The following is a 20,038-nucleotide window of genomic DNA, read 5'->3' as shown; positions in this document are numbered from 1 at the left end:
GGGAAGAACTCATCGGTGTCCCCCGATCCTCCCGGTGACGCCGCCGGGGCTCAACCCATTTACGGCGGCGGGAAGAGGACGGCTGGGTTCCGTCCGACAGGCCCTAGGGCACGGCGACGGGCGCGTGGTCGACGCGCTCGCGCGTGCGTGCCGCGTCGATGCTCGGTGGCACGCCGAACTGGCGCTTGTACTCACGACTGAACTGCGAGGGGCTGTCGTACCCCACCCGGTGGCCGACGCCGGTCACATCGTGCGGACGGTTGGCCAGCAGGAGCCGCGCCGTCTGCAATCGGATCTGCTTCTGGAACTGGATCGGGCTCATCGCCGTCACCGACTGGAAGTTCCGGTGGAACGCGGAGACGCTCATCCCGGAAGAACGTGCCAGGTCCTCGACCTTGAAGGCCTCGGTGTAGTTGTCCCGGATCCAGTCGACCGCCCGGGTGATGTGGTTCAGGCTGCTGTCCGCGAGGCCCAGTTGGCGGACCGCCTCGCCCTGCTCCCCCGTCATCAGCAGCCACAGGATCTCACGCTTGATCAAGGGGACCAGCACCCGGCGGTCACGCGGCCGGTCCAGCACGCGGAGCAGGCGGACGATCGCGTCGATCAGTTCCGTCGGGGCCTCGCTGACCATGATCCCCGGGCGGGGCGGCCCAGCCGATCGCGGCAGGTCGCCCGGCCCGGCCTGGAGCATCAGCTCCGCGATGACGGCGGGCTCCAGCGTCATCCCGAAGCCGAGTTGCCGTCCGCCCGGTGCGACGCGTCCGGTCACCGGCAGATCGGCCGAGGTGACCAGATACTGACCGACCCCGTACTCGTACACCCGCTCTCCGAGCGCGAGCCGCTTGCCGCCCTGCGCCATGACGGCCAGCATCACGCCGGACATCGAGTACTCCGGCTCGGCACCCGGGTCGGCCCGGCAGATCCGGACGCCGTCGACGGCCGTGCCGCGGTCAGGGCGCGCATGCCGTTCCAGCAGGTCGCGAAGCTCGTCGAGGGACATGCGCCCATCTCACCACGGGCCGACGCGCTCCTCCCCGCCGGCGGGAGGATCGTGCAAGAACACGCGAAGATCGTGCGGGCGCCCCGCGAAACGCGGGGCGCCCCATGGTGAGGCCGCTCCCGCACCGCGGGCGCCTACTCCCCGGTGTCCTCGTACTCGGCGATCAGCCGGCCGCGGGCGATGGCGTGGAACCGGAGGTGGAAACCGACGAGTGCCGGCGCCGCGTCCGCGTCCGGCCCCAGCTTCTCCTGGTCCACGGCGTACACCGTGAACACATAGCGGTGCGGGCCGTCCCCCGGTGGCGGCGCGGCCCCGCCGAAGTCCCTGCTGCCGTAGTCGTTCCGCGCCTGCAGGGCACCCGCCGGCAGTCCCTCGAAGTCCCCCGTTCCGGCTCCGGCCGGCAGCTCGGTGACGTCCGCCGGAATGTCGAAGACCGTCCAGTGCCAGAAACCGCTGCCGGTCGGCGCGTCCGGGTCGTAGCAGGTGACCGCGTAGCTGCGGGTGCCCGCCGGCCCCGCCGACCAGCTCAGCTGCGGCGACGAGTTCCCCTTCGCGTACACGTGTGCGTCCGGCAGCACCCCGCCGTCCGTCAGGTCCTTGCTGCTGACCGGTAGTTCGGGCACCGGCGGGTGAAAATCGTGCGGCAGTGGACGTCGATTCGCCGGATCGCTCATTCCTGATTCCCTTTCATGCCTTCGATGAAGTCGCCCCGAACGGGCAGGATCCCCATCCGACCACGCGCTGAGAGACGGCGGCCGACCGACGAGAGGATCGTGCAAGGGGTCGCCATCTTTGTGAACGTGACCCCGAATTCCTGCGGTTCCGGTGGCGTCCAGGTCGTCGATCGCACGTCCCAGCCGCTCCTTGGTGCCGACCGTGACGGCCACCGCCGGCCCGAACCCCCGCCAGCGTTCGGGCTGCACCGTGATGCGCGGGTCGTTCTCGATGGCGAGGCCGTCGCGACGGCCAGCGTCGTCACGACGGCCTCGTCCTCGGCGTCGAAGTCGGCCCCTTCCCGTTTCTCGGTGAGGTAGAGGTTGCCGAACACCTCTTCGCGAACCCGGATGGGCACGCCGAGGAACGAGTGCATCGGCGGGCGGTGGGGCGGGAAGCCGTACGAGGCCGGGTGCTCGGACAGCTCGGCGAGGCGCAGCGCCTCGGGGTTCCGGATCAACTCGCCCAGAATGCCGTGTCCGGACGGCAGAGCGCCGATCTGCTCGCGAAGATCGGCGTCGATGCCGATGGGGACGAACTCGGAGAGTTTCCGGTCGTCGCCGATGACGCCCGGGGCTCCGTACTCGGCACTCGGCGTCCTCCCGGCCCGTCGAAACCTCCGGTCGCATAGGCGCGCGGACGGCGCCCGGCGCTCCCGCTTTCGCGGTGGTCCCGATGCCCTGACCGTTCCTGCCGGGTTCGTCCGCCGGGCTCAGGAACGGAAGGTACAGGGCCGCGGCGGCCGGGAGGCGGTGCGCCACTCGGCGGCGGCCGGTCCGGCGCCCACGGCGACGCCGATGGCGGGCCGGTGGAGGCGGGGCCGTCATCGGTCCCGCCGCCGGTCGTGGAGGTCACGGCTCCCTCGGCACGCCGTACGGCGCGGCGGTCATGACGTGCTCCCGTGCCCGGGCCCGTGCCGGGGGATGAGCTCCACCGGGCAGTGGGCGTGCTGCAGCAGGGTGAGGGTGGTCCGGCCGAGTGTCGGACCGAGGTATCCGGGGGCCCGTCGGCCACCGGCGACCAGCAGGTCGGCGTGGCGTGACGCCTCCACGAGCGCGCCGGGCACGCTGTGGCTCTTCTCGCCCTCGGCCCTCAGTGCGACCTCCGGGAACTCCTCACGGACACGGTCCGCGACCTCGGCCAGGGCGCGCACGTGCTCGCGGGCGTCGCTCTTCTCGCTGTTGCTCAGCGGGGTTCGCACGCCGGTGTACGGCCCCGTGCCCCACACGTGCAGGAGCCGCAGCGGCACCTTGCGCAGCAGCGCCTCACGGGCCGCTGCCCGGGCGCAGCCCAGGTCGTTCTCGTCCCGGACCGCCGCGAGGACGGTACCGGTCTCGGCGGGCTCCACGGCGCCGCGCACGACCACCACCGGTGTGGTCGCGGCGGCCGCGGCCATGAGTCCGACCGAGCCGAGCAGGAGGGAGGAGAAGCCGCCGCGGCCGCGGTGGCCGACGACGATCGTGCCGCTCAGCGCGGCGGCTCGGCGCAGACTGTCGGCGGGCGGCCCCCCGTCGAGTTCCGTGACGACCGCGAGGTCGGGGTGGCGGGCCGCGACCGCCGCGACTGTACGGTCGAGCAGCTCCTGACCGGCGCGCCGGGGCTGGGCCAGCTGCGCCGGGGTGAAGAACGGGGAGACGGAGTCGGTGTCCGTCGCGTGGACGAGGCACAGACCTCTGCCGCGCAGCACCGCCTCGTGCGCTGCCCACATCGCCGCCGCCTGTGCGGACGGCGACCCGTCCACCCCGACGACGACCCTGCCGAGGCCGGGAGGGCCCGTGGTTCCGTCCATGGCTACTCCTCCTCGTCCGGTCTCCGGAAGTGCGGTTCCGAAGGACCGCTCTCACCGTGGCACCCCGTGTCGCGGCGGCTGGAGGGCCACTGGGGGCAGGAAAGGGGCCAAAGGTCCCTTCTCGCACCTGTCTCACACCTGCGAGGCCGGTCGGGCCCGAGGTTGGACCGTTCGGCCCTCGCAGGTCGTCGGCGCGCGACGGACGGTGGTGGGGCGGGGGGACGAACGCCCCCGCTGCTCGAACAGGAGGCGCGGTGATGAGGCGCATGAAAGGCGGCGGCCTGATGACCACGCCGGCCGTCACCGTTCACGCGGAGGAGACGGTGGCGGACGCGGCACGGCTGATGGTCCGCCGGGGAGTCGAGCGCCTTCCCGTCGTCGACGAGGAGGAACGGCTGGTCGGCATCGTGACCCGCCGCGATCTGCTCGGTGTCCACCTCCGCCCGGACGCGGAGATACGGCGCCGCATCCATGAGGACGTCCTCACCGACGTCGTGGGCCTGGCCGGCGACGCGGTGGACGTGCACGTCCTGGACGGCGTGGTCACCCTGGAGGGCCGCCTCCGTCGGCAGAGCCTGCTCCGGACGCTCGTCGGGCTCGCCGAAGGACTGGACGGCGTCGTCGCCGTCGTGGACCGACTGTCCGCCGACGAGGCCCCCACGCGCCTCGCCTCCCCCGCGCGCAGCGCGCACGGCATTGCCTGGTGACCCCGCACAGACAGGACGAACCGTGTACACCACCGCCCTGACCCGACCGCTCGTGACCTCGCTGACAGAAGACGCCGTCACCGCACCGTCGATGCACAACGCACAGCCCTGGAAGTTCGTCCACCGGACCGGCACCGACACCGTCGAGCTGCACGGCGACCGCTCGCGCCGGATGCCGCGCGAGGACCCGGACCACCGTGCCCTCCACCTCGGCTGCGGCGCCGCCCTGTTCGGCCTGCGCGTCGCCGCCGCGCACCGGGGCCTGCGTCCCGTGGTCCGGCTGCTGCCCGACCCGGAAGACCCCTGGCATCTCGCCGACGCGCGTCTCGTGAACGGCACCGGGGACGAGAACCTGGCCGCGCTCCACGACGCCTTGTCGCGCCGGCACACCAGCCGCTTCCCCTTCACCGAGGAACCGGTCCCCTCCGAGATCCTCGACGGACTCCGCGCCGCGGCCCTCCTGGAAGGCTGCCGACTCGTCGTACCGGGAGCCTGGCACACCGACACCGTCATGGAACTCGTCCACACCTCCCAACTGTTCGAAGCCGCGGACCAGGCCGTACGCACCGAGATCGCCGCCTGGACCCGCACCGGCGCGGCCGGAGAAGGCCCCGCCACCGAGGGCATCCCCTCCTACGCCCTCGGCCCCCGCCAATACGACGTCACCTCCCCCGTCAGGGACTTCGACACCCCCCGCCAGATCCCCGGACGCACCTCGGCACGCTTCGAGAAGACACCACAGATCGCCCTGCTCGGCACCACCGACGACACCCCGAAGGACTGGCTGAAAGCCGGCCAGGCCATGCACCGGATCCTGCTCCAGGCCACCCTCGACGGCCTCGCCACCTCCGTCATGTCCCAGCCACTGGAATGGCCCGAACTCCGCGCCCACGCACGCGACCCGGAATCCTCCACCGGCCACGTCCACATGGTGATCCGCCTCGGATACGGGCCGCGGGGCCGGGCCACACCCCGCCGTCCGGTCTCCGAGGTGCTCGCCTTCCGCTGAGCCCCGTCACGGACGGAACCAGCGCTCCTCGCCCGGCCGCACCGTGTACCGCCGGTCGCCGGGGAGCACGACGACGAGCGGGGTCCGCGGCGAGGCCGGGACGCGGACGGACAGCCGCCCGGGAAGCATGCGCACCCGCACGCCCCGATGGCCGCGGAAACAGATCGTGAAGGCGAACCGCGGCATGGCCGCGAGCGCCACCGGGTCCACCCGGAGCCCGTCCCGTCCGGCTTCCAGGCCGGTGATCCCCCGCTCGACGAGGTCGACCGTGCCCGCCATCGCCCCGAGGTGGATGCCCTCGCCGGTCGTTCCTCCCTGGACGTCGGCCACGTCGGCGAGGAGCGCCTCCTCGCAGTACCGCCAGGCGTCGGCGCCCTGCTGCCTGGCCAGGATCCAGCCGTGGACCAGGCTGCTGAGCGTCGAGCCGTGGCTGGTGCGGCTCAGGTGGTAGGCGACGGTGGCGCGCCACGCCTCGTCGTCCAGCGCGTAGCCGAGCCGGGTGAACAGCGCGGACAGTTCGGCGGGCCGGAACAGGTGGCCGAGCATGAGGGTGTCGGCCTGCTTCGACGCCTGGTAGCGGTTGACCGTGTCGCCCTCGGCCTCCAGGATCCGGTCGAGTCGGCGGATGTCGCCGTATCTGGCCCGGTACGCCTCCCAGTCGAGCTCCGCCAGGTTCCCGTAGCCCTCGAACTGGCTCACCACGCCGTGGTGGAACGGCACGTGGAGGCGGCGGGAGACGTCCTCCCAGCGGTCGATTTCGCCGTCGTCGAGCGACAGCCGCTCACCCAGCTCCCTCCGCCGGGCACCGGGCAGTTCCGCCAGCAGGTCGAGGCCTCTGGCGAGCACCCATGCGGCGGTCACGTTGGTGTAGGCGTTGTCGTCGATGCCGGGCGTGGTGGCGTCGGGATAGGCGTCGTGGTACTCGTCGGGGCCGACGACCCCGCGGATCCGGTACCGCTCCAGCTCCGGGTCGAAGGCGGCGGTCCCGGCCCAGTGACGGGCGACCTCCAGCAGGATCTCGGCTCCGGCGGAGTGCAGGAAACCGAGGTCACCGGTGGTCTGCGCGTACCGCCACACGTTGTACGCGACGGCCGAACCCACGTGCCGCTGAAGCCGCGAGAAGTCGGGCAGCCAGCGCCCCGAACGCGGGTTGAGGTGGAGCTCCTGCGTCTCCTCCCGGCCCGAACTCGCGCTCTGCCACGGGTACATGGCTCCCGTTGCGCCGGCTCGGCGCGCCGCCTCGCGGGCGGCCGGGAGCCGACGGTGCCGGTACATGAGCAGGGACCGGGCCACCTCCGGAAAGTGCAGGCTGAAGTAGGGCAGGACGAAGAGCTCGTCCCAGAAGACGTGCCCCCGGTAGGCCTCGCCGTGCAGACCGCGGGCGGGGACGCCCACGTCGAGATCGGCGGTGTGCGGGGAGAGCGTCTGCAGCAGGTGGAAGAGGTGCAGGCGCAGGATGCGGCCCGCCTCTCCGGGCACGTCCAACCCGCCTTGCTCCCAGAGCCGTCGCCAGGCCGCCTGGTGAGCGGAGAGCAGCCGGGGGAAGGCGGGGGCCCGGGCGAGGTCGTCGCGGGCCGCCGCCAGCGGGTCGTCGGCGGGCCGGTCGAGGGACGTGCGCAGGGCGAGGGTCTTCACCACCGACGCCGCGCGGCCTGGGCCGATCGGCAGGTGGTAGGTCTGGACGGTGTCGACGCCCGTGGCCGCCTCCCACGCGGGGCGGACGGGGTGGGTGGCCGTGCGGACGGCCAGGGCGATCCGGATGCCGGGGTCGGTCGTACGGCAGGTGAGCCAGGCGACGCCGCCGGGGTCGAACCCGGTCCGGTGCCGGGTGAGGTGGCGCTTCTCCAGGTGCCGGTAGCGCTCCACTCCGGCGTTGGTGACCGCTCCGTCCAGGACGCATGCCACCTCGACGGCGCCGCTCCAGCCGTAGGCGCGGAACGTGGTGCGCTGGGCCGCGAGGTGGGCGTCTCCCATGTGCACGATCCGGGTGTGGCCGACGCGCAGTCCGCGTCCGCGGGCGTCCCGGAAGAGCATGCTCCGGGTGAGCACTCCCCCGTGCAGGTCGAGCTGTACGTCGTAGTGCCGCAGCTGTTCGGAGTCGGGCGTCAGCCAGTCGCCGGGCGGGCCGTCGTCCGGCAGGCAGCGGTAGCGCAGCAGGGTCCAGTTGGGGAGGTTGACGAGGTCCTCGTTCTCGACCCGCTCACCCGCGACGGCCGAGGTGCGCCGGTCGTAGCAGCCGGCCAGGTAGGTGCCCGGGTAGTGGGCGGCGCCGGCGGGGCACTCGGGGGCGGATCCCCGGGTGGCGAACCGGCCGTTGCCGAGGGTGCACAGCGCCTCGACGAGCTGTTCGCGTTCCGGCTCGTAGCGGTCGTACCTCCACATCCGGCCGGTGGTCACGCGCGCTCACCCCACGCGCTCCGGACCAGCTCCGCGAGCTCGGGGACGACCAGGTCCGCGCCCTGCTCCCGCAAGGCGGCGGTGCCGTGTCCGTCCGGGCTGCGGTCGACGCCCACGACGAGGCCGAAGCCTCCTCGGCGTGCCGCCCGGACACCGGCGAGCGCGTCCTCGACGACGGCGGTGTCGCTCGGGTGCGTGCCGAGGAGACGGGCCGCGTGCAGGAAGAGCGCGGGGTCCGGCTTGCCGGCGAGGCCGAGCCGAGCGGAGTCCTCGCCGTCCACCACCGCGGTGAGGAGCCGGTCGAGGCCGGCGGCGCGCAGCAGCGCCCGGGCGTGCCGGGAGGCGGACACCGCGGCGCACGGCACGCCCAGGGTGCGCAGGGCGGTGAGCGCCCGCCCCGCGTCCGCGAAGGCCACGACCGGTCCGGTGCGGAGGACGTCTTGGAACGCTTCCTCCTTCCGCGCCGCGACGGCCCAGACGGTGTCACAGCCGGGCCGGTCGGCGGGTTCCCCGGGCGGCAGGCGAATGCCGCGGGCCCTCAGGAACGCGTCGGCCCCGTCGTATCGCGACCTGCCGTCGACGAACCGGCGGTACTCGACGTCCGCGTCGAACGGCGTCCACTCCCCCGGCTCGGGCGCCGACTCTCCGAGGCAGGCGTCGAACGCCGTCTTCCACGCCGCCGCGTGGAGGACGGCGGAGTCGAGGAGTACGCCGTCGGTGTCGAGGACGACGCCTCTGGGCGGCGGAGAGCCCGCGGACGGACCGTTCATCCGGCGTCCGTCGCGGTGGTGGTCTCCAGGGCGGTGTGCCGGGCACCGCCGAGCGCGACCTTGAGGGCCCCGGTGTCGGCCGCGCGGCCGAAGACGTCGTACGCCTCCTCCATCTGCCCCGGATCGAAGCGGTGGGTGATCAGTTCCGCCGCCGGGAGCCGGCCGGCGGCCATCATGCGCAGCAGCATGGGGGTGGACGAGGTGTCGACGAGCCCGGTGGTGAGGGTGACGTCCTTGATCCAGAGGTCTTCGAGGTGTAGCGAAGCGGGCTTGCCGTGGACTCCGATGTTGGCGACCCGGCCGCCCGGCCGGACCATCCGGGTGCACATCTCGAAGGTCTCCGGGACGCCGACCGCCTCCATGACGACATCGGCGCCCAGGCCGTCGTCCGTCAGGTCCGCGACCAGTTGCTCCGGTCCTTCGCCCGCGAGCGCGGTGGCGTCGGCACCGAGTTCGCGCGCGGCGGCCAGCCGGGACTCGGCGAGGTCGACGGCGATGATCCGGCCGGGGCTGTAGAGGCGTGCCGTGGCGACGGCGGCGAGGCCGACGGGGCCCGCGCCGACCACCACGACCGTGTCGCCCGGCCGTACGCCGCCGTTCAGGACGCCCACCTCGTAGGCGGTGGGGAAGATGTCCGCCAGCAGGACGGCGTCGAGGCTGTCGACCGGGCTCGGGAGCGGGTGCACGGACAGGTCGGCGAACGGCACCCGGACGTACTCCGCCTGCGTTCCGTCGACGAGGTGCCCCAGGATCCAGCCTCCGCCGCCGCGGCACTGTCCGTAGCGGCCCTCGCGGCAGAAGCGGCAGCGGCCGCAGGCGGAGATGCAGGAGACCAGGACGCGGTCCCCGGGCCGTACCGTGCGGACGTCCCGGCCGGTCTCGACCACGGTGCCGACGGCCTCGTGGCCGAGCACCCGGCCCGGTGTCACCTCCGGCACGTCCCCCTTCAGGATGTGCAGGTCGGTCCCGCAGATCGTGACGACGTCGACCCGCAGGATCGCGTCACCGGGGTCCTGCAGGCTCGGATCCGGTACGTCCTGCCAGGCGATCCGGCCCGGCCCCTGGAAGACGGCTGCCTTCATGGTGTCCACCCACTTCCTGTCCGCGTGAGGTGTCCTCCTCGGCCAGGCTCGGTCCTCACGCCACGGCGGCGCATGTGCCGATCGGCCCACGCGAGGGACCGGTCGGGCCCCGGCGCGGGCCGGTCCGGACGCGAGGGTGGAAGCCTGCCCGCGTCGCGGAGGAGGGCGGCCGCGTCCGAGGCGGCGAGGAGGGCGCCGTGTCCGCGGCGGCCCCGGACCGCGGCCGCCGGTCCCGTCTCCCCGCGACCGGCCCCGCTGGGCCTCCTGGGCGGCGCGGGGCGGTCACCGGAGGCGGGTTCCCCGTCGAGAGCGACCATGCGCGGATCCTCCTCGGCCGCGGTTCCTTCCAGGGTTTCGCGAACCCGCGGCGACGCAACCGGGGACGGTCGCGCTGTCGAGGGCGCGGTGGACGTGCGGTGCGAGCTCACGGCGGGCGACGCCCAGACGTGCTGCCGCACGGTCCCCGTGCGGAGCGCCCGCCCGCGACGCATGCTCGAAGCATGTCCGAGGCGACCACCACCGATCTGTACGAGGTCACGATGGCGCTCTCGTACCTGCGGGAGGACATGCGGGCACCGGCCACGTTCAGCCTCTTCGTGCGCGACCTGCCGCCGGGACGCGGGTTCCTCGTCTCGGCCGGGCTCGAACCGGTCCTCGACCACCTCTCCCGGTACAGGGTGGGGCGCCGGGACGTCGAGGTGTTCGCCCGGGTGCTGCGGCGGCCGGTGGAGGATCTGGAGCCGCTGCTCGGACTGTCCTTCGACGGGCAGGTCCGGGCCGTGCCCGAAGGGCGGCTGGTGTTCGCCGGTGAACCGCTCCTGGAGGTCACCGCGCCGCTGCCGCGGGCGCAGCTGGTGGAGACGTACCTGTTGTCCCTGGTCTGCCACCAGACGGCGGTCGCCTCGAAGGCGGCACGGTGTGTCCTCGCCGCCGCCGGGCGTCCCCTCGTGGACTTCTCGCTGCGCCGGACGCACGGGCCCGAGGCGGGCGGGCAGGCGGCGCGGTTGTGCGCCATGGTCGGCTTCGCGGGCACGAGCAACGTCGCCGCGGCGGACCGTTACGGCATCGTGGGCGCGGGCACGATGGCGCACTCCTACGTCGAGGCCTTCGCCTCCGAGGAAGCCGCGTTCCGGGCCTTCGCCCGCACCCATCCGGGCCCGGTGACGCTCCTGGTCGACACGTACGACACCGACGGCGGCGTGGCGACGGCCGCGCGCGTCCTCAAGGACCTGGGGCTCGGTCCCGGGTGCGGGATCCGGCTCGACAGCGGCGACCTCGGGGCGCAGGCCCACCGGGCACGTGGCGCGCTCGACGCGGCCGGGCTCGCGGAGGTACGGATCATCGCGAGCGGAGGCCTGGACGAGTACGCCGTCGACCGGCTCGTACGGGAAGGGGCGCCGATCGACGCGTACGCCGTGGGGACGAAGGTCGGCACGGCCGCGGACGCCCCCTACCTGGACGCGGCGTACAAGCTGGTCGAGTACGCGGGGCGGCCGGTCATGAAGCTCTCGTCGGCGAAGGTGACGGCTCCGGGCCCGAAACAGGTGTTCCGCGGCCCCGGCCTGCGCGATGTGATCGGCCTGGCGAACGAGGAGCCGCCCGAGGGCACGGAGCCGCTGCTGCGGACCGTGATGCGCGGCGGACTGCGCACGGAGCCCCCCGACAGCCTGGCGGCCGCCCGCGCCCGCTTCGAGGCGGATCTCGCCGCCCTGCCGGACGAGGCCCGGCGCATCGACCGTCCCGTGGCCCCGGTGCCCGTGGCGTCGACCCGGCTGACGGCCCTGACGGCCGTCGTGCGGCATCGGATCGAGGAGCGTACCGGCGCTTCCGGGAGGCGGGCGCTTCCCTGACCTGCGCACGACGAGACCCTCCGGTGCCCGCCGGCCGGCGCCGCCACTCCGTTCCGGCGTACGCGGCGCCGCCGTGTGCGGCCAGGGCTCGTTCCGGATTCACGGCCGCTCGCCCCCGGCCGTGCCACCGGCCCGTCGCACGGGTGCGGTCCGTCGGCTCTCGGGCTTCTCCTCGGGCATCGGGAGACGGAAGGTGAGGATGCCGTCCTCGTACGAGGCGTCCGACGTCGTGCCGCCCGGTTCCGTGATCTGTCGCATCGCCCTCATCTCTCCGGGCTCCGGACAGGGGCCGGGACCGGTCGGCTCAGGAGGAGGCGCCGTCCGTCCCTCCCGTCTCGGGCAGGGGAACGGTGATCACGGGGCAGGCGGCATGGTGCAGCAGTCCGTGAGCGGTGGAACCGAGCCGCATGCCGGTGTAGCCCCCGCTGCCTCTGCGTCCGACGACCACCGCGAGGGCCCCGTGGGAAACGCGGGTGAGCGCCTCGACGGGGTGGCCGTGCACGACCGCCTGTTCCACGTCGACGTCCGGGTAGCGCTCCGCGCAGCCGGCCACCGATTCGGCGAGCAGTCGGCGGCGCTCCTCCAGGCCCTCGGTCCCGGCCGCGTGGGGCAGCAGGGGACTGGGCCACACCCAGACCGTCATGAGCCGTGCCCCGCGCAGACTCGCCTCCGCCACGGCGAAGGCGACGGCGGCCCGGCAGTCCCTGCTGCCGTCCACGCCGGCGACGATCAGCGGCGGGTGGACGGACGCGTGCTCCGGTGCGCGGATCACGACGACGGGGCAGTCGGCGCGTGCTGCCAGCGGGACGGCCACCGAGCCCTCGTGGAAGACCTCGGCGGCCCGGCCCGGGCCGCGTGAGCCCACCACCGCGAGCGCGGCACCCCGTGTTCTGTCGCGCAGCACGGTGGCGGGAGCCCCGTCGACGAGTTCCGTCGCGGTCCACAGCCCGTCGTACAGTTCCCGCACGAGGTCCTCCGCGTTGGCGAGCGCCGACTCCGCCCGGATCCGCAGGGAGCTCCGAGGGGCGGCCGCGGCGTACGGGAACCTGTCGTGGGCCGGGGGGACCGCGCTGACCAGGCGCAGTCGGGTGCCTCTGCGTACGGCTTCGTCGGCGGCCCAGACGAGAGCCGGGACGGACAGGTCGCGGGGGTCGATGCCGGCCAGGACGTCGCTCATGGCTCCTCGTCCCGCGTCGTGAAGCCGGACGGGACGGCCTCCACCGGCCGGTGGGAACGACGGATCAGGGCGTGGGCGACGCGCGGGGGACGGCTCCGGTGGTCCGCCTCGACAGCGGTCCGGAGCGCGGCGGTGCGTGCGGAGGGGGCCCCGTCGACTCCCACGACGACGTCGCCGGGCTCCGGCCGTGCGGGGATCTCGCTGCTCATGGTTCCTCCTCCGGAGTATCCGTGGCTGGGAACAGAGCCCTGAGGAAGGCATCTCCCACGCTGGCACCGTGGTGAGCCTCGTGGGGATGGGCCGTTCGGTCCCGATCGAGACCTGCTCGGCCCCCTGCGCGGGTCGGGGCGGCCGCGAGTCCGGAGTCCTGCGGCCCGTCGCGGTCCGGGCCGGGGGCACGCGGCACGGACCCGGCCGCGGAGGCAGGTCACGGCAGCCCGGGTCACCGTCGGCCCGACGGTTCGGAGGGGAGCGTCACCACCGGGTGCCGACGGCGAGGGAACGCGCGCGGAGGAGCTGATGTCCGCACCCCGTCGTGCGCCCGCCCTGACTGGACAGTGGTGGAGGCGGCTCGTCTCATGGAGGTGCAGGGCGTCAGGCGTCTTGTCGTCGTCGACGACGGGGACCGGCCGGTCGGCATCGTGAGCCGCCGGGACCTGCCCGGGATCTTCCTCCGCGAGGACGACGACATCCGCAGCGAGGTCTCCGAGGACGTGCTCGGCCGCACGCTCGGCCTCCGGACGGCCGGTCCGGTCGTCGAGGTGCCGGACGGCCGGGTGGAGACCGGCGGCACGGTGCCGTACCGGGCGTGATCCCGGCGATCGAGCGCATGTGCGCGACGGTCGACGGAGCGGTCCCGGTCTCCCGCGCCCGGCTCTGCTACGAGAACGACGACGACTCGCCAGGAGGCGGACGGTCATGACACAGGGCATCGTGGTCGGCATCGACGGTACGGAGCAGGCGCACGCCGCCGCCGAGTGGGCGGCGGACGAGGCCGTGCTGCGCGGAACCGGCGTGCATCTGGTCCATGCGAGAGAACCGTGGCCGGAGTCCGCCGCCACTCCCGCGGCCCAGGAATCCGAGGAGTCCTGGGCCGAGGAGCTGCTCACGCGCACCGCCGGGAGGCTGCGCGAGCGCCATCCGGGCCTGTCGGTGACCACTCGGCTGCTGGCCTCGGGCCCTGCCCCGGGCCTCGTCGCCGCGGCCGAGACGGGCGACCTCCTGGTCCTGGGCTCGCGGGCGCTGGGTGGTGTGGCCGGTTATCTGCTCGGCTCCGTCGGCCTGACCGTCGCCGGCGCCGTCGAGCGGCCCCTGGTGCTCGTGCGCGCCCTCGGCGACGCCGTCCCGCTCGGACCGGTCACGGTGGGGGTCGACGCGCAGGACCCCGCGGACGCCGTCCTGGAGTTCGCCTTCGAGGAGGCCGCCCGGCGCCGCACCGGGGTGAACGCCGTATACGCCCAGCGGCTCCCGCTCCCCGCGGTCCTGGGGCCGGCCATGGTGCCGGACGTCCGACCCGTCGTGGCCCCGGAGGTCGAGCGTTCCCTCGACGACCTCCTTGAGCCCTGGCGCGCCGAGTACTCCGGTGTGACGGCCACCGCCCGCGTGGTGATCGGGTCGGCAGGCGTCGAACTGGTGCAGGCCGCCGGGGGCGCCGGCCTCGTCGTCGTAGGCCGTCGTACGCGCCGTTCGGCTCTGGGCGCTCACATCGGCAGCGTGGCCCACTCCGTGCTGCACCACAGCCGCGCGCCCGTCGCCCTCGTACCCCACGACTGATCTCGGGCCGGTTCGGTCCTCCGGCCGGGGAGCCACGGACAGGACGACGTCCGCGTGCCGGTGGTCTCCGTGACGACGGCCGAGCGGGCGTACGACGAGTGCCCCGGCCGCCGGAGGTCAGGGGCGGTGCCGGAGCGAGCCCGGCCACCAGACCGCGGGGCCGATGTCCCGGACGAGGGCCGGCACCAGGAGCGACCGGACCACGAGGGTGTCGAGCAGGACGCCGAAGGCCACGATGAAGGCGATCTGGACCAGGAACGCCAAGGGGATGACGCCCAGCGCGGCGAACGTGGCGGCGAGGACGACGCCGGCCGAGGTGATGACCCCGCCCGTGGCGACCAGGCCGCGGCGCACGCCCTCCCGGGTGCCGTGCAGCACCGTTTCCTCGCGCACCCGCGACATGAGGAAGATGTTGTAGTCGACGCCGAGGGCGACCAGGAAGACGAATCCGTACAAGGGGACCGCCGAGTCGGTCCCGGTGAACCCGAGGACGTGCTCGAACACGAGGGCGGAGACACCCAGCGTGGCCAGGAAGTTGAGCCCGACCGTCACCACCAGCAGGACGGGCAGCAGCAAGGAGCGCAGCAGGCCGACGAGGATCACCAGGATGATCGCCAGCACGACCGGGACGATGAGCGCCCTGTCCCGTTCGGCGGTGACCTGGGTGTCGTACTGCTGGGCGGTGTAGCCGCCGACGAGGGCGTCGGCGCCCGGTACGGCGTGCAGGGTGGCACGAAGGCGCCCCACGGTGTCCTTGGCGGCGTCGGAGTCCGCCGCGTCCGCGAGGGTGACGTCGATCCTGACGCGCCCGTCCGCGACGAGCGGCCGCGCGGTGCCGGGGAGGGCGAAGAGGACCGCGGAGTCGACTCCGTCGACGGCCCGGGCCGCGGCGCGTACCTCCTCGGCGGCCGAGCCGTCGGCGACGACGACCACGGGGTTGCCCGCGCCGCCGGGGAAGTGCTCGCTCAGGCGTTCCTGGGCGGCGACGGACGGGGCGTCCTTGACGAAGATCTCGTCGAGCGGGACGCCCTTCGAGTCGAGCGCGGGGAAGAAGGCGGCGCAGACGAGCAGGGCGGCGAGGGCGGCGGCCCAGACCTTGCGCGGCGCGCCGTCGACGAGGGCCGCGACCTTGCGCCAGACGGGGTGCGCACCGTCCCCGGTGGTCGCCTTGGGGCGGGCCGGCCAGTACGCGGCCCGTCCGAGGAGGACCAGGGCGGCGGGGAGGAACGTCACGGCGCTGAGGACGGCGCAGGCGATGCCGATGGCGCCGACGGGGCCGAGCGCCCGGTTGTTGGTGAGATCGCTGAACAGCAGGGCGAGCAGACCGAGCGCGACCGTGGCGGCGCTGGCCACGATCGGGCCGAAGGACTGCTTCAGGGCGGCCCGCATGGCCGGGACCCTGTTCCCGTCGCGGGCGCCGAGCTCTTCCCGGTAGCGGGCGGCCAGCAGGAGGGCGTAGTCCGTCGCGGCGCCGATGACGAGGATGGACAGGATGCCCTGCACCTGGCCGTCGACCCGCACGACGTCCCGGTCGGCCAGGAGGTAGACGACGGCACAGGCCAGACCGAGGGCGAAGACGGCGCCGACGATGATCAGCAGCGGCAGCAGGACGCTGCGGTAGACCAGGAGCAGGATCACCAGGACGGTCACCAGCGCGACGACGAGGAGGAGACCGTCGATGCCGGCGAAGGCGTCGCGGAGGTCTTCCTGCGTGGCGGCGGGGCCGGCCAGCCATGTCTCGGTCCCCGGCACGGCGGACACCGCGGCCTCGACCCCGTCCAGGGTCGCGGGCAGCTCGTCGCCGAGGTCGGGGCGGAGCTGGACGATGCCCCGCAGGGCCTCGCCGTCCTCCGACGGGAACGCCGGGGAGGGCGCGCCGACCACTCCTTCCGTGCCTTCGAGCGCGGCCAGGGCCTCCGTGGCGGCCGCCCGGGCCGACGGGGCGAGGCGCCCCCCGCCCTCCGCCGTCCAGACGACCAGGGCCGGCAGGGTCTCCTCCTGACGGAACGCCTCCTGCTGCCGCAGGACCAGGGTGGACTCCGCGGTGCGGGGCAGGAAGGCGGCCTGGTCGTTGGTCGCCACCTCGCCGAGCTTGCCGGCGTAGGGGCCGAGCCCTCCCCCGACGGCGAGCCAGACGACGAGCACCAGCAGGGGCAGCAGTCTGCGCACCCACCGCAGGGATGTGGACATGAGAACTCCCCGAACGTCTCTCGACAATTAATTATCTCAATGATCGAGATACATTGAAGCACGAACCGAGCGGGACCTCTTCAGATGGAACGTACGGGTCCGGGCGGAGGGCACGGGCGCCCCGTCCTGAGTCGGTCACCCTGTCTTCCGCGCACCGGTCCGGCACGGATGCAGCTCCGGGAAAATCCGCCCCGGTTCCCCTGCCCAGCGGCGCCCGGGCCTCCGGACCCGGGGCCCGGCCTGGTGAACCGCGCCGGGCAGAGTCAGCGGCGGGGAGCGCGCAGCTCTCCGAGTTCCTCGTTCAGGGCGTCCAGATACCTCAGGACGACCGCCAGCTCGTCCTTCGTGAACCGGCCGCGCGCACGATCCGCCGCCTGCGCGAGCGGCATGAAATGCGCCCGCGCCGCCGCTCGGGCTTCCGGGACGTAGTGGATGCGCACCACGCGCCGGTCGTCGTCAGCCCTGCTGCGACGGATGTGGCCCGCCTTCTCGAGCCGGTCGAGGCAGGCGGTCACCGCGCCGGAGGTCAGGCCGAGATGCTCTCTCAACAGTCCCGGAGTGGCCGTGTCGGGGTGGTCGAGCACGAACGAGAGCGCATGGACGTCGGTGGGGTGCAGGTTCTCGGTGGAGGCGAAGCCGTGGACCAGACGGTTCATCTCACCGATGGTCCGACGCAGCGCGACCGCGAACCTCTGCGGATCGGTCCCGCTCCCGTCACCCGTCACGATCGTCCCCACATGCCCGTCATCCACGCCGCCAGCCTATGCGGACGTCGGGGGGAACACGGAATCAGCTCACCCGCCGGTCGTCGAGCGACGCCGCCTCGATGCGACCGCCGGGGCCGAGCAGACCGGTCTGGTCGAACGCGGACTCGCGCATGAGGCGCGGCAGTTCCCGACGTGACAGGAGGTCGACCGCGAGGGGGAAGAACGGGCGTCCGGCCTGGGCGAGCCTGAGCCACGGCGGCGCGTAGACGGAAGGGGAGCGGCGGTCGACCCCGCGGGCGAGCCAGGCCGAGACCCGGTCCACCGGGTACACCCGGCGGGCGGGCGCGGGCATGTGTCCACGCAGCTCCCGGAGGACCGGGTGGCGGTCGACGTCGCGGATCATGTCGGTGTCGGTCCAGTGCAGGTAGGCCACGCCCACGGCGACGCCCACAGGGGCCACTTCGGCACGGAGGGACCGCGCGAAGGCCTCGACTCCGGCCTTGGAGGCGCAGTAGGCGCTCATCATGGGGGCCGCGCCGAAGGCCGCCGTCGAGGCGACCTGGAGAAAGTAACCGCGCGTGGCGCGCAGCCCGGGAAGGAAGGAACGCGCGGTGACGGCGCTTCCGACGAGGTTGACCTCGATGACGCGCCGCCAGGTCGCCGGGTCGGAGCTCTCGAACGGGCCGCCTTCGGCCACGCCGGCGTTCGCGACGACCACCGACGGGGCTCCGAGGTGCCGGGCCACGTCGTCCGCGGCCCCGCGCATGGCGGCGTCGTCGGTGACGTCGACCTCGACGACGTGGCTCTCCGTGGGGAGGGTCGTGGCGACCGCCTCCAGTGTGGCGGCCTCCCGGCCCAGCAGGGCCACCTTCATCCCCCGCTCGGAGAGCCGGTGGGCCAGGCCGGCGCCCAGCCCGCGGGCGGCTCCCGTGATGACCGCGGTACGCCCTCGCAGATCCGGTGAACGCTTCATGGTGGTCTCCTTGGGTTTCACGGCCGCTCCCGGACCGTCACGTCCCGCGGGCGGGTGCCCCCGGGTGCGTCCGGTGTCCACGGGCCGTGTTCGTCCGGCATCGGTGATCGCCCTTCGTTCACGGCGCGTCCCGCCGCTTGCTCTCCGTCTCGGCGGTCCGGGCGATGTTCCTGGCCATGCCGCCGAAGACCACGGCGTGGAACGGGGCCACGCTCCACCAGTACGTCTGTCCCGCGAGGCCCCTGGGGTGGAAGAGCGCCCGCTGCCGGTACGACGTCCGGCCCCGCTCGTCCCGGTCGACGCCCATCTCCAGCCACGCGAGCCCCGGCAGGCGCATCTCGGCGCGAAGGCGCAGCAGGCGTCCGCGGTCGATCTCCTCGACGCGCCAGAAGTCCAGCGCGTCCCCGACCCGGAGGCGCGCCGCGTCCCGGCGTCCCCGGCGCAGTCCCACTCCCCCGACGAGCCGGTCCGCCCACCCCCGGACGGCCCAGGCGAGCGGGAAGGAATACCAGCCGTTCTCCCCGCCCACCCCCTCGATGACCCGCCAAAGCGACTCCGGGCTCGCGTCGACGGTGCGCGACCGTTCGTCCGTGTAGAGGCTGCCGCCCGCCCAGTCCGGGTCGGTCGGCAGCGGATCGCTCGGCGCCCCGGGCGGCGAGGCGGAGGACCAGCGGGTGCTCACCCGCGCCTCACGCACGCGGCGGAGGGCCAGCCGGAGGGACTCCTCGAAGGGGACGGGTGCCCCGGGGCCGTCCGGGACGTACCGCGTGATGTCGTTCTCGGTGCGGACCACCTCGTGCCGGAGCGATTCGGTGAGGGGCCGGGCCAGGGAGGCGGGGACCGGCGTGACGAGACCGATCCATTGGCTGGACAGCCGGGGCGTGAGGACCGGCACGGGGACGATCAGGCGCTTGCGGAGCCCGGCGACCTCCGCGTACCGCTCCATCATCTCCCGGTACGTGAGCACGTCCGGGCCGCCGATGTCGAAGGTCCGGCTGACGTCCGGGGGCATGCCCGCGCTCCCCACCAGGTACCGCAGCACGTCGCGGACCGCGATGGGCTGGACCCGGCTGTCGACCCAGCTGGGCGTGACCATGACCGGCAGGCGCTCGGTCAGGTACCGGAGCATCTCGAAGGACGCCGATCCGGAGCCGATGACGACGGCGGCCCGCAGGACGGTGGTGGGAACGCCCGAGTCGAGGAGGATGCGGCCCACCTCGGTACGGGAACGCAGGTGAGGCGAGAGCTCGCCGTCCGCCACTCCGCGCGGAACCAGACCGCCCAGGTAGACGATGCGCCGCACCCCGGCGGACCGGGCCTCGGCGGCGAAGGTGCGGGCGGCGAGCCGGTCGGCTTCCTCGAAGTCCGCCGTCGAGCTCATGGAGTGGACGAGGTAGTAGGCGACGTCGACGCCGGCGAGCGGCTCGCGGAGGCTCGCGGCGTCGGTGACGTCCCCGCGCACGGTCTCCGCACGGTCGGCCCAGGGAAAGTCGCGGAGCTTGTCCGGGTGCCGGGCGAGACAGCGCACGCGATAGCCGCTGTCGAGCAGCTCCGGCACGAGGCGGCCCCCGATGTAGCCGCTCGCGCCGGTGACCAGGCAGCGGGCGCCCTCGGGTGGGGTCGGAGTGTCCATGTGCTGATCCGTTTCACCGATTGCCGTGGCGTACACGTCCTGCACCGCTTCTTCGCCGTCCCGGGGACACACGGATGCGGGCCCGGCCCGGTGACCCCGCCGAAGCCGGCCGCCGTGCCTGCCGCTCTCGGTGAGCGTCGCCTTGTCGGCGAGGACCTGGTCCAGCTCCGCCCGGGAGACCGGGGCGGCCGGGTACCCACTGGCGGAGCACCTCCCGGTTCCGGGGCCGTACGACCGCACGCGTCCTCCGGAGGCCGCCGGGGCAGG

18 protein-coding genes and 1 pseudogene are annotated in these 20,038 nt (G+C 73.7%); 5 read left to right on the top strand and 14 right to left on the bottom strand.

Annotation, left to right across the window (positions count from 1 at the left end):
- Positions 1-103: 103 nt before the first annotated feature.
- The 4 genes and pseudogenes from K7G60_RS20610 to K7G60_RS20595 form a co-directional block, all read right to left on the bottom strand.
- Entirely contained in the window at positions 104-1,000 is an 897-nt protein-coding gene (locus K7G60_RS20610; RefSeq protein WP_225802426.1) for an AraC family transcriptional regulator, read from the bottom strand.
- A 134-nt stretch (positions 1,001-1,134) separates the two neighbouring features.
- Positions 1,135-1,674 (bottom strand): YbhB/YbcL family Raf kinase inhibitor-like protein, encoded by a 540-nt coding sequence (locus K7G60_RS20605; protein WP_225802425.1) that lies wholly within the window; start codon positions 1,672-1,674, stop codon positions 1,135-1,137.
- A gap of 180 nt (positions 1,675-1,854) precedes the next feature.
- Positions 1,855-2,303: pseudogene (locus K7G60_RS20600) on the bottom strand (GAF domain-containing protein); the annotation flags it as partial.
- Positions 2,304-2,600: 297 nt separating this feature from the next.
- Positions 2,601-3,503: a universal stress protein gene (locus tag K7G60_RS20595; protein ID WP_225802424.1), complete on the bottom strand. Its 903-nt coding sequence runs from the start codon at positions 3,501-3,503 to the stop codon at positions 2,601-2,603.
- A 257-nt stretch (positions 3,504-3,760) separates the two neighbouring features.
- Here K7G60_RS20595 and K7G60_RS20590 point away from each other — a divergent pair, with 257 nt between their 5' ends.
- Both K7G60_RS20590 and K7G60_RS20585 read left to right on the top strand, forming a co-directional pair.
- Positions 3,761-4,210, top strand: a complete 450-nt coding sequence (locus K7G60_RS20590; protein WP_308081668.1) for a CBS domain-containing protein — start codon at positions 3,761-3,763, stop codon at positions 4,208-4,210.
- A 22-nt stretch (positions 4,211-4,232) separates the two neighbouring features.
- A complete protein-coding gene (locus tag K7G60_RS20585; protein ID WP_225802423.1) occupies positions 4,233-5,219 on the top strand; it encodes a nitroreductase family protein in 987 nt (328 codons plus the stop codon).
- A 6-nt stretch (positions 5,220-5,225) separates the two neighbouring features.
- Here the strand turns inward: K7G60_RS20585 and K7G60_RS20580 are convergent, their stop codons facing one another.
- From K7G60_RS20580 to K7G60_RS20570, 3 genes are read right to left on the bottom strand one after another with little or no spacing between them, the layout of a single operon-like run.
- The gene (locus tag K7G60_RS20580; RefSeq protein WP_225802459.1) at positions 5,226-7,601 is read right to left on the bottom strand and encodes a glycoside hydrolase family 65 protein; all 2,376 of its coding nucleotides are present in this window, start codon (positions 7,599-7,601) and stop codon (positions 5,226-5,228) included.
- 11 nt (positions 7,602-7,612) lie between these two features.
- Positions 7,613-8,386, bottom strand: a complete 774-nt coding sequence (locus K7G60_RS20575; protein ID WP_225802422.1) for an HAD family phosphatase — start codon at positions 8,384-8,386, stop codon at positions 7,613-7,615.
- Positions 8,383-9,468, bottom strand: a complete 1,086-nt coding sequence (locus tag K7G60_RS20570) for an alcohol dehydrogenase catalytic domain-containing protein (protein WP_225802458.1) — start codon at positions 9,466-9,468, stop codon at positions 8,383-8,385. Before K7G60_RS20570 ends, K7G60_RS20575 begins: the two co-directional genes overlap by 4 nt.
- Before the next feature lie 500 nt (positions 9,469-9,968).
- Here K7G60_RS20570 and K7G60_RS20565 point away from each other — a divergent pair, with 500 nt between their 5' ends.
- The gene (locus K7G60_RS20565) at positions 9,969-11,318 is read left to right on the top strand and encodes a nicotinate phosphoribosyltransferase (protein WP_225802421.1); all 1,350 of its coding nucleotides are present in this window, start codon (positions 9,969-9,971) and stop codon (positions 11,316-11,318) included.
- Positions 11,319-11,417: 99 nt separating this feature from the next.
- Here K7G60_RS20565 and K7G60_RS20560 read toward each other — a convergent pair whose 3' ends face one another.
- Genes K7G60_RS20560 through K7G60_RS20550 form a run of 3 tightly spaced genes read right to left on the bottom strand, consistent with a single transcriptional unit; the run spans position 11,418 to position 12,704 of the window.
- Complete coding sequence (locus tag K7G60_RS20560; protein WP_225802420.1) at positions 11,418-11,576, bottom strand: hypothetical protein; 159 nt, start codon at positions 11,574-11,576, stop codon at positions 11,418-11,420.
- A gap of 46 nt (positions 11,577-11,622) precedes the next feature.
- A complete protein-coding gene (locus tag K7G60_RS20555; RefSeq protein ID WP_225802419.1) occupies positions 11,623-12,495 on the bottom strand; it encodes a universal stress protein in 873 nt (290 codons plus the stop codon).
- Positions 12,492-12,704, bottom strand: a complete 213-nt coding sequence (locus K7G60_RS20550) for a hypothetical protein (protein ID WP_225802418.1) — start codon at positions 12,702-12,704, stop codon at positions 12,492-12,494. Before K7G60_RS20550 ends, K7G60_RS20555 begins: the two co-directional genes overlap by 4 nt.
- A gap of 369 nt (positions 12,705-13,073) precedes the next feature.
- Here K7G60_RS20550 and K7G60_RS39190 point away from each other — a divergent pair, with 369 nt between their 5' ends.
- Together K7G60_RS39190 and K7G60_RS20540 are read left to right on the top strand one after the other, a co-directional pair.
- Positions 13,074-13,307, top strand: coding sequence for a CBS domain-containing protein (locus K7G60_RS39190; protein ID WP_308081664.1), 234 nt, complete (start codon positions 13,074-13,076; stop codon positions 13,305-13,307).
- A gap of 106 nt (positions 13,308-13,413) precedes the next feature.
- On the top strand, positions 13,414-14,268 hold the full coding sequence (locus tag K7G60_RS20540; protein ID WP_225802417.1) for a universal stress protein: 855 nt from the start codon (positions 13,414-13,416) through the stop codon (positions 14,266-14,268).
- 117 nt (positions 14,269-14,385) lie between these two features.
- Here K7G60_RS20540 and K7G60_RS20535 read toward each other — a convergent pair whose 3' ends face one another.
- From K7G60_RS20535 to K7G60_RS20520, 4 genes are all read right to left on the bottom strand, one after another.
- Complete coding sequence (locus K7G60_RS20535; RefSeq protein ID WP_225802416.1) at positions 14,386-16,458, bottom strand: MMPL family transporter; 2,073 nt, start codon at positions 16,456-16,458, stop codon at positions 14,386-14,388.
- 263 nt (positions 16,459-16,721) lie between these two features.
- Positions 16,722-17,210 (bottom strand): MarR family winged helix-turn-helix transcriptional regulator, encoded by a 489-nt coding sequence (locus tag K7G60_RS20530; RefSeq protein WP_225802415.1) that lies wholly within the window; start codon positions 17,208-17,210, stop codon positions 16,722-16,724.
- Positions 17,211-17,247: 37 nt separating this feature from the next.
- The gene (locus K7G60_RS20525) at positions 17,248-18,138 is read right to left on the bottom strand and encodes an SDR family oxidoreductase (RefSeq protein ID WP_225802414.1); all 891 of its coding nucleotides are present in this window, start codon (positions 18,136-18,138) and stop codon (positions 17,248-17,250) included.
- A gap of 118 nt (positions 18,139-18,256) precedes the next feature.
- Positions 18,257-19,771, bottom strand: coding sequence for an SDR family oxidoreductase (locus K7G60_RS20520; RefSeq protein ID WP_225802413.1), 1,515 nt, complete (start codon positions 19,769-19,771; stop codon positions 18,257-18,259).
- Positions 19,772-20,038: the final 267 nt, after the last annotated feature.

Source organism: Streptomyces sp. NK15101 (assembly GCF_020400725.1).
Classification (GTDB): Bacteria; Actinomycetota; Actinomycetes; order Streptomycetales; family Streptomycetaceae; genus Streptomyces.
This window is presented reverse-complemented; position numbering and strand designations above follow the sequence as displayed.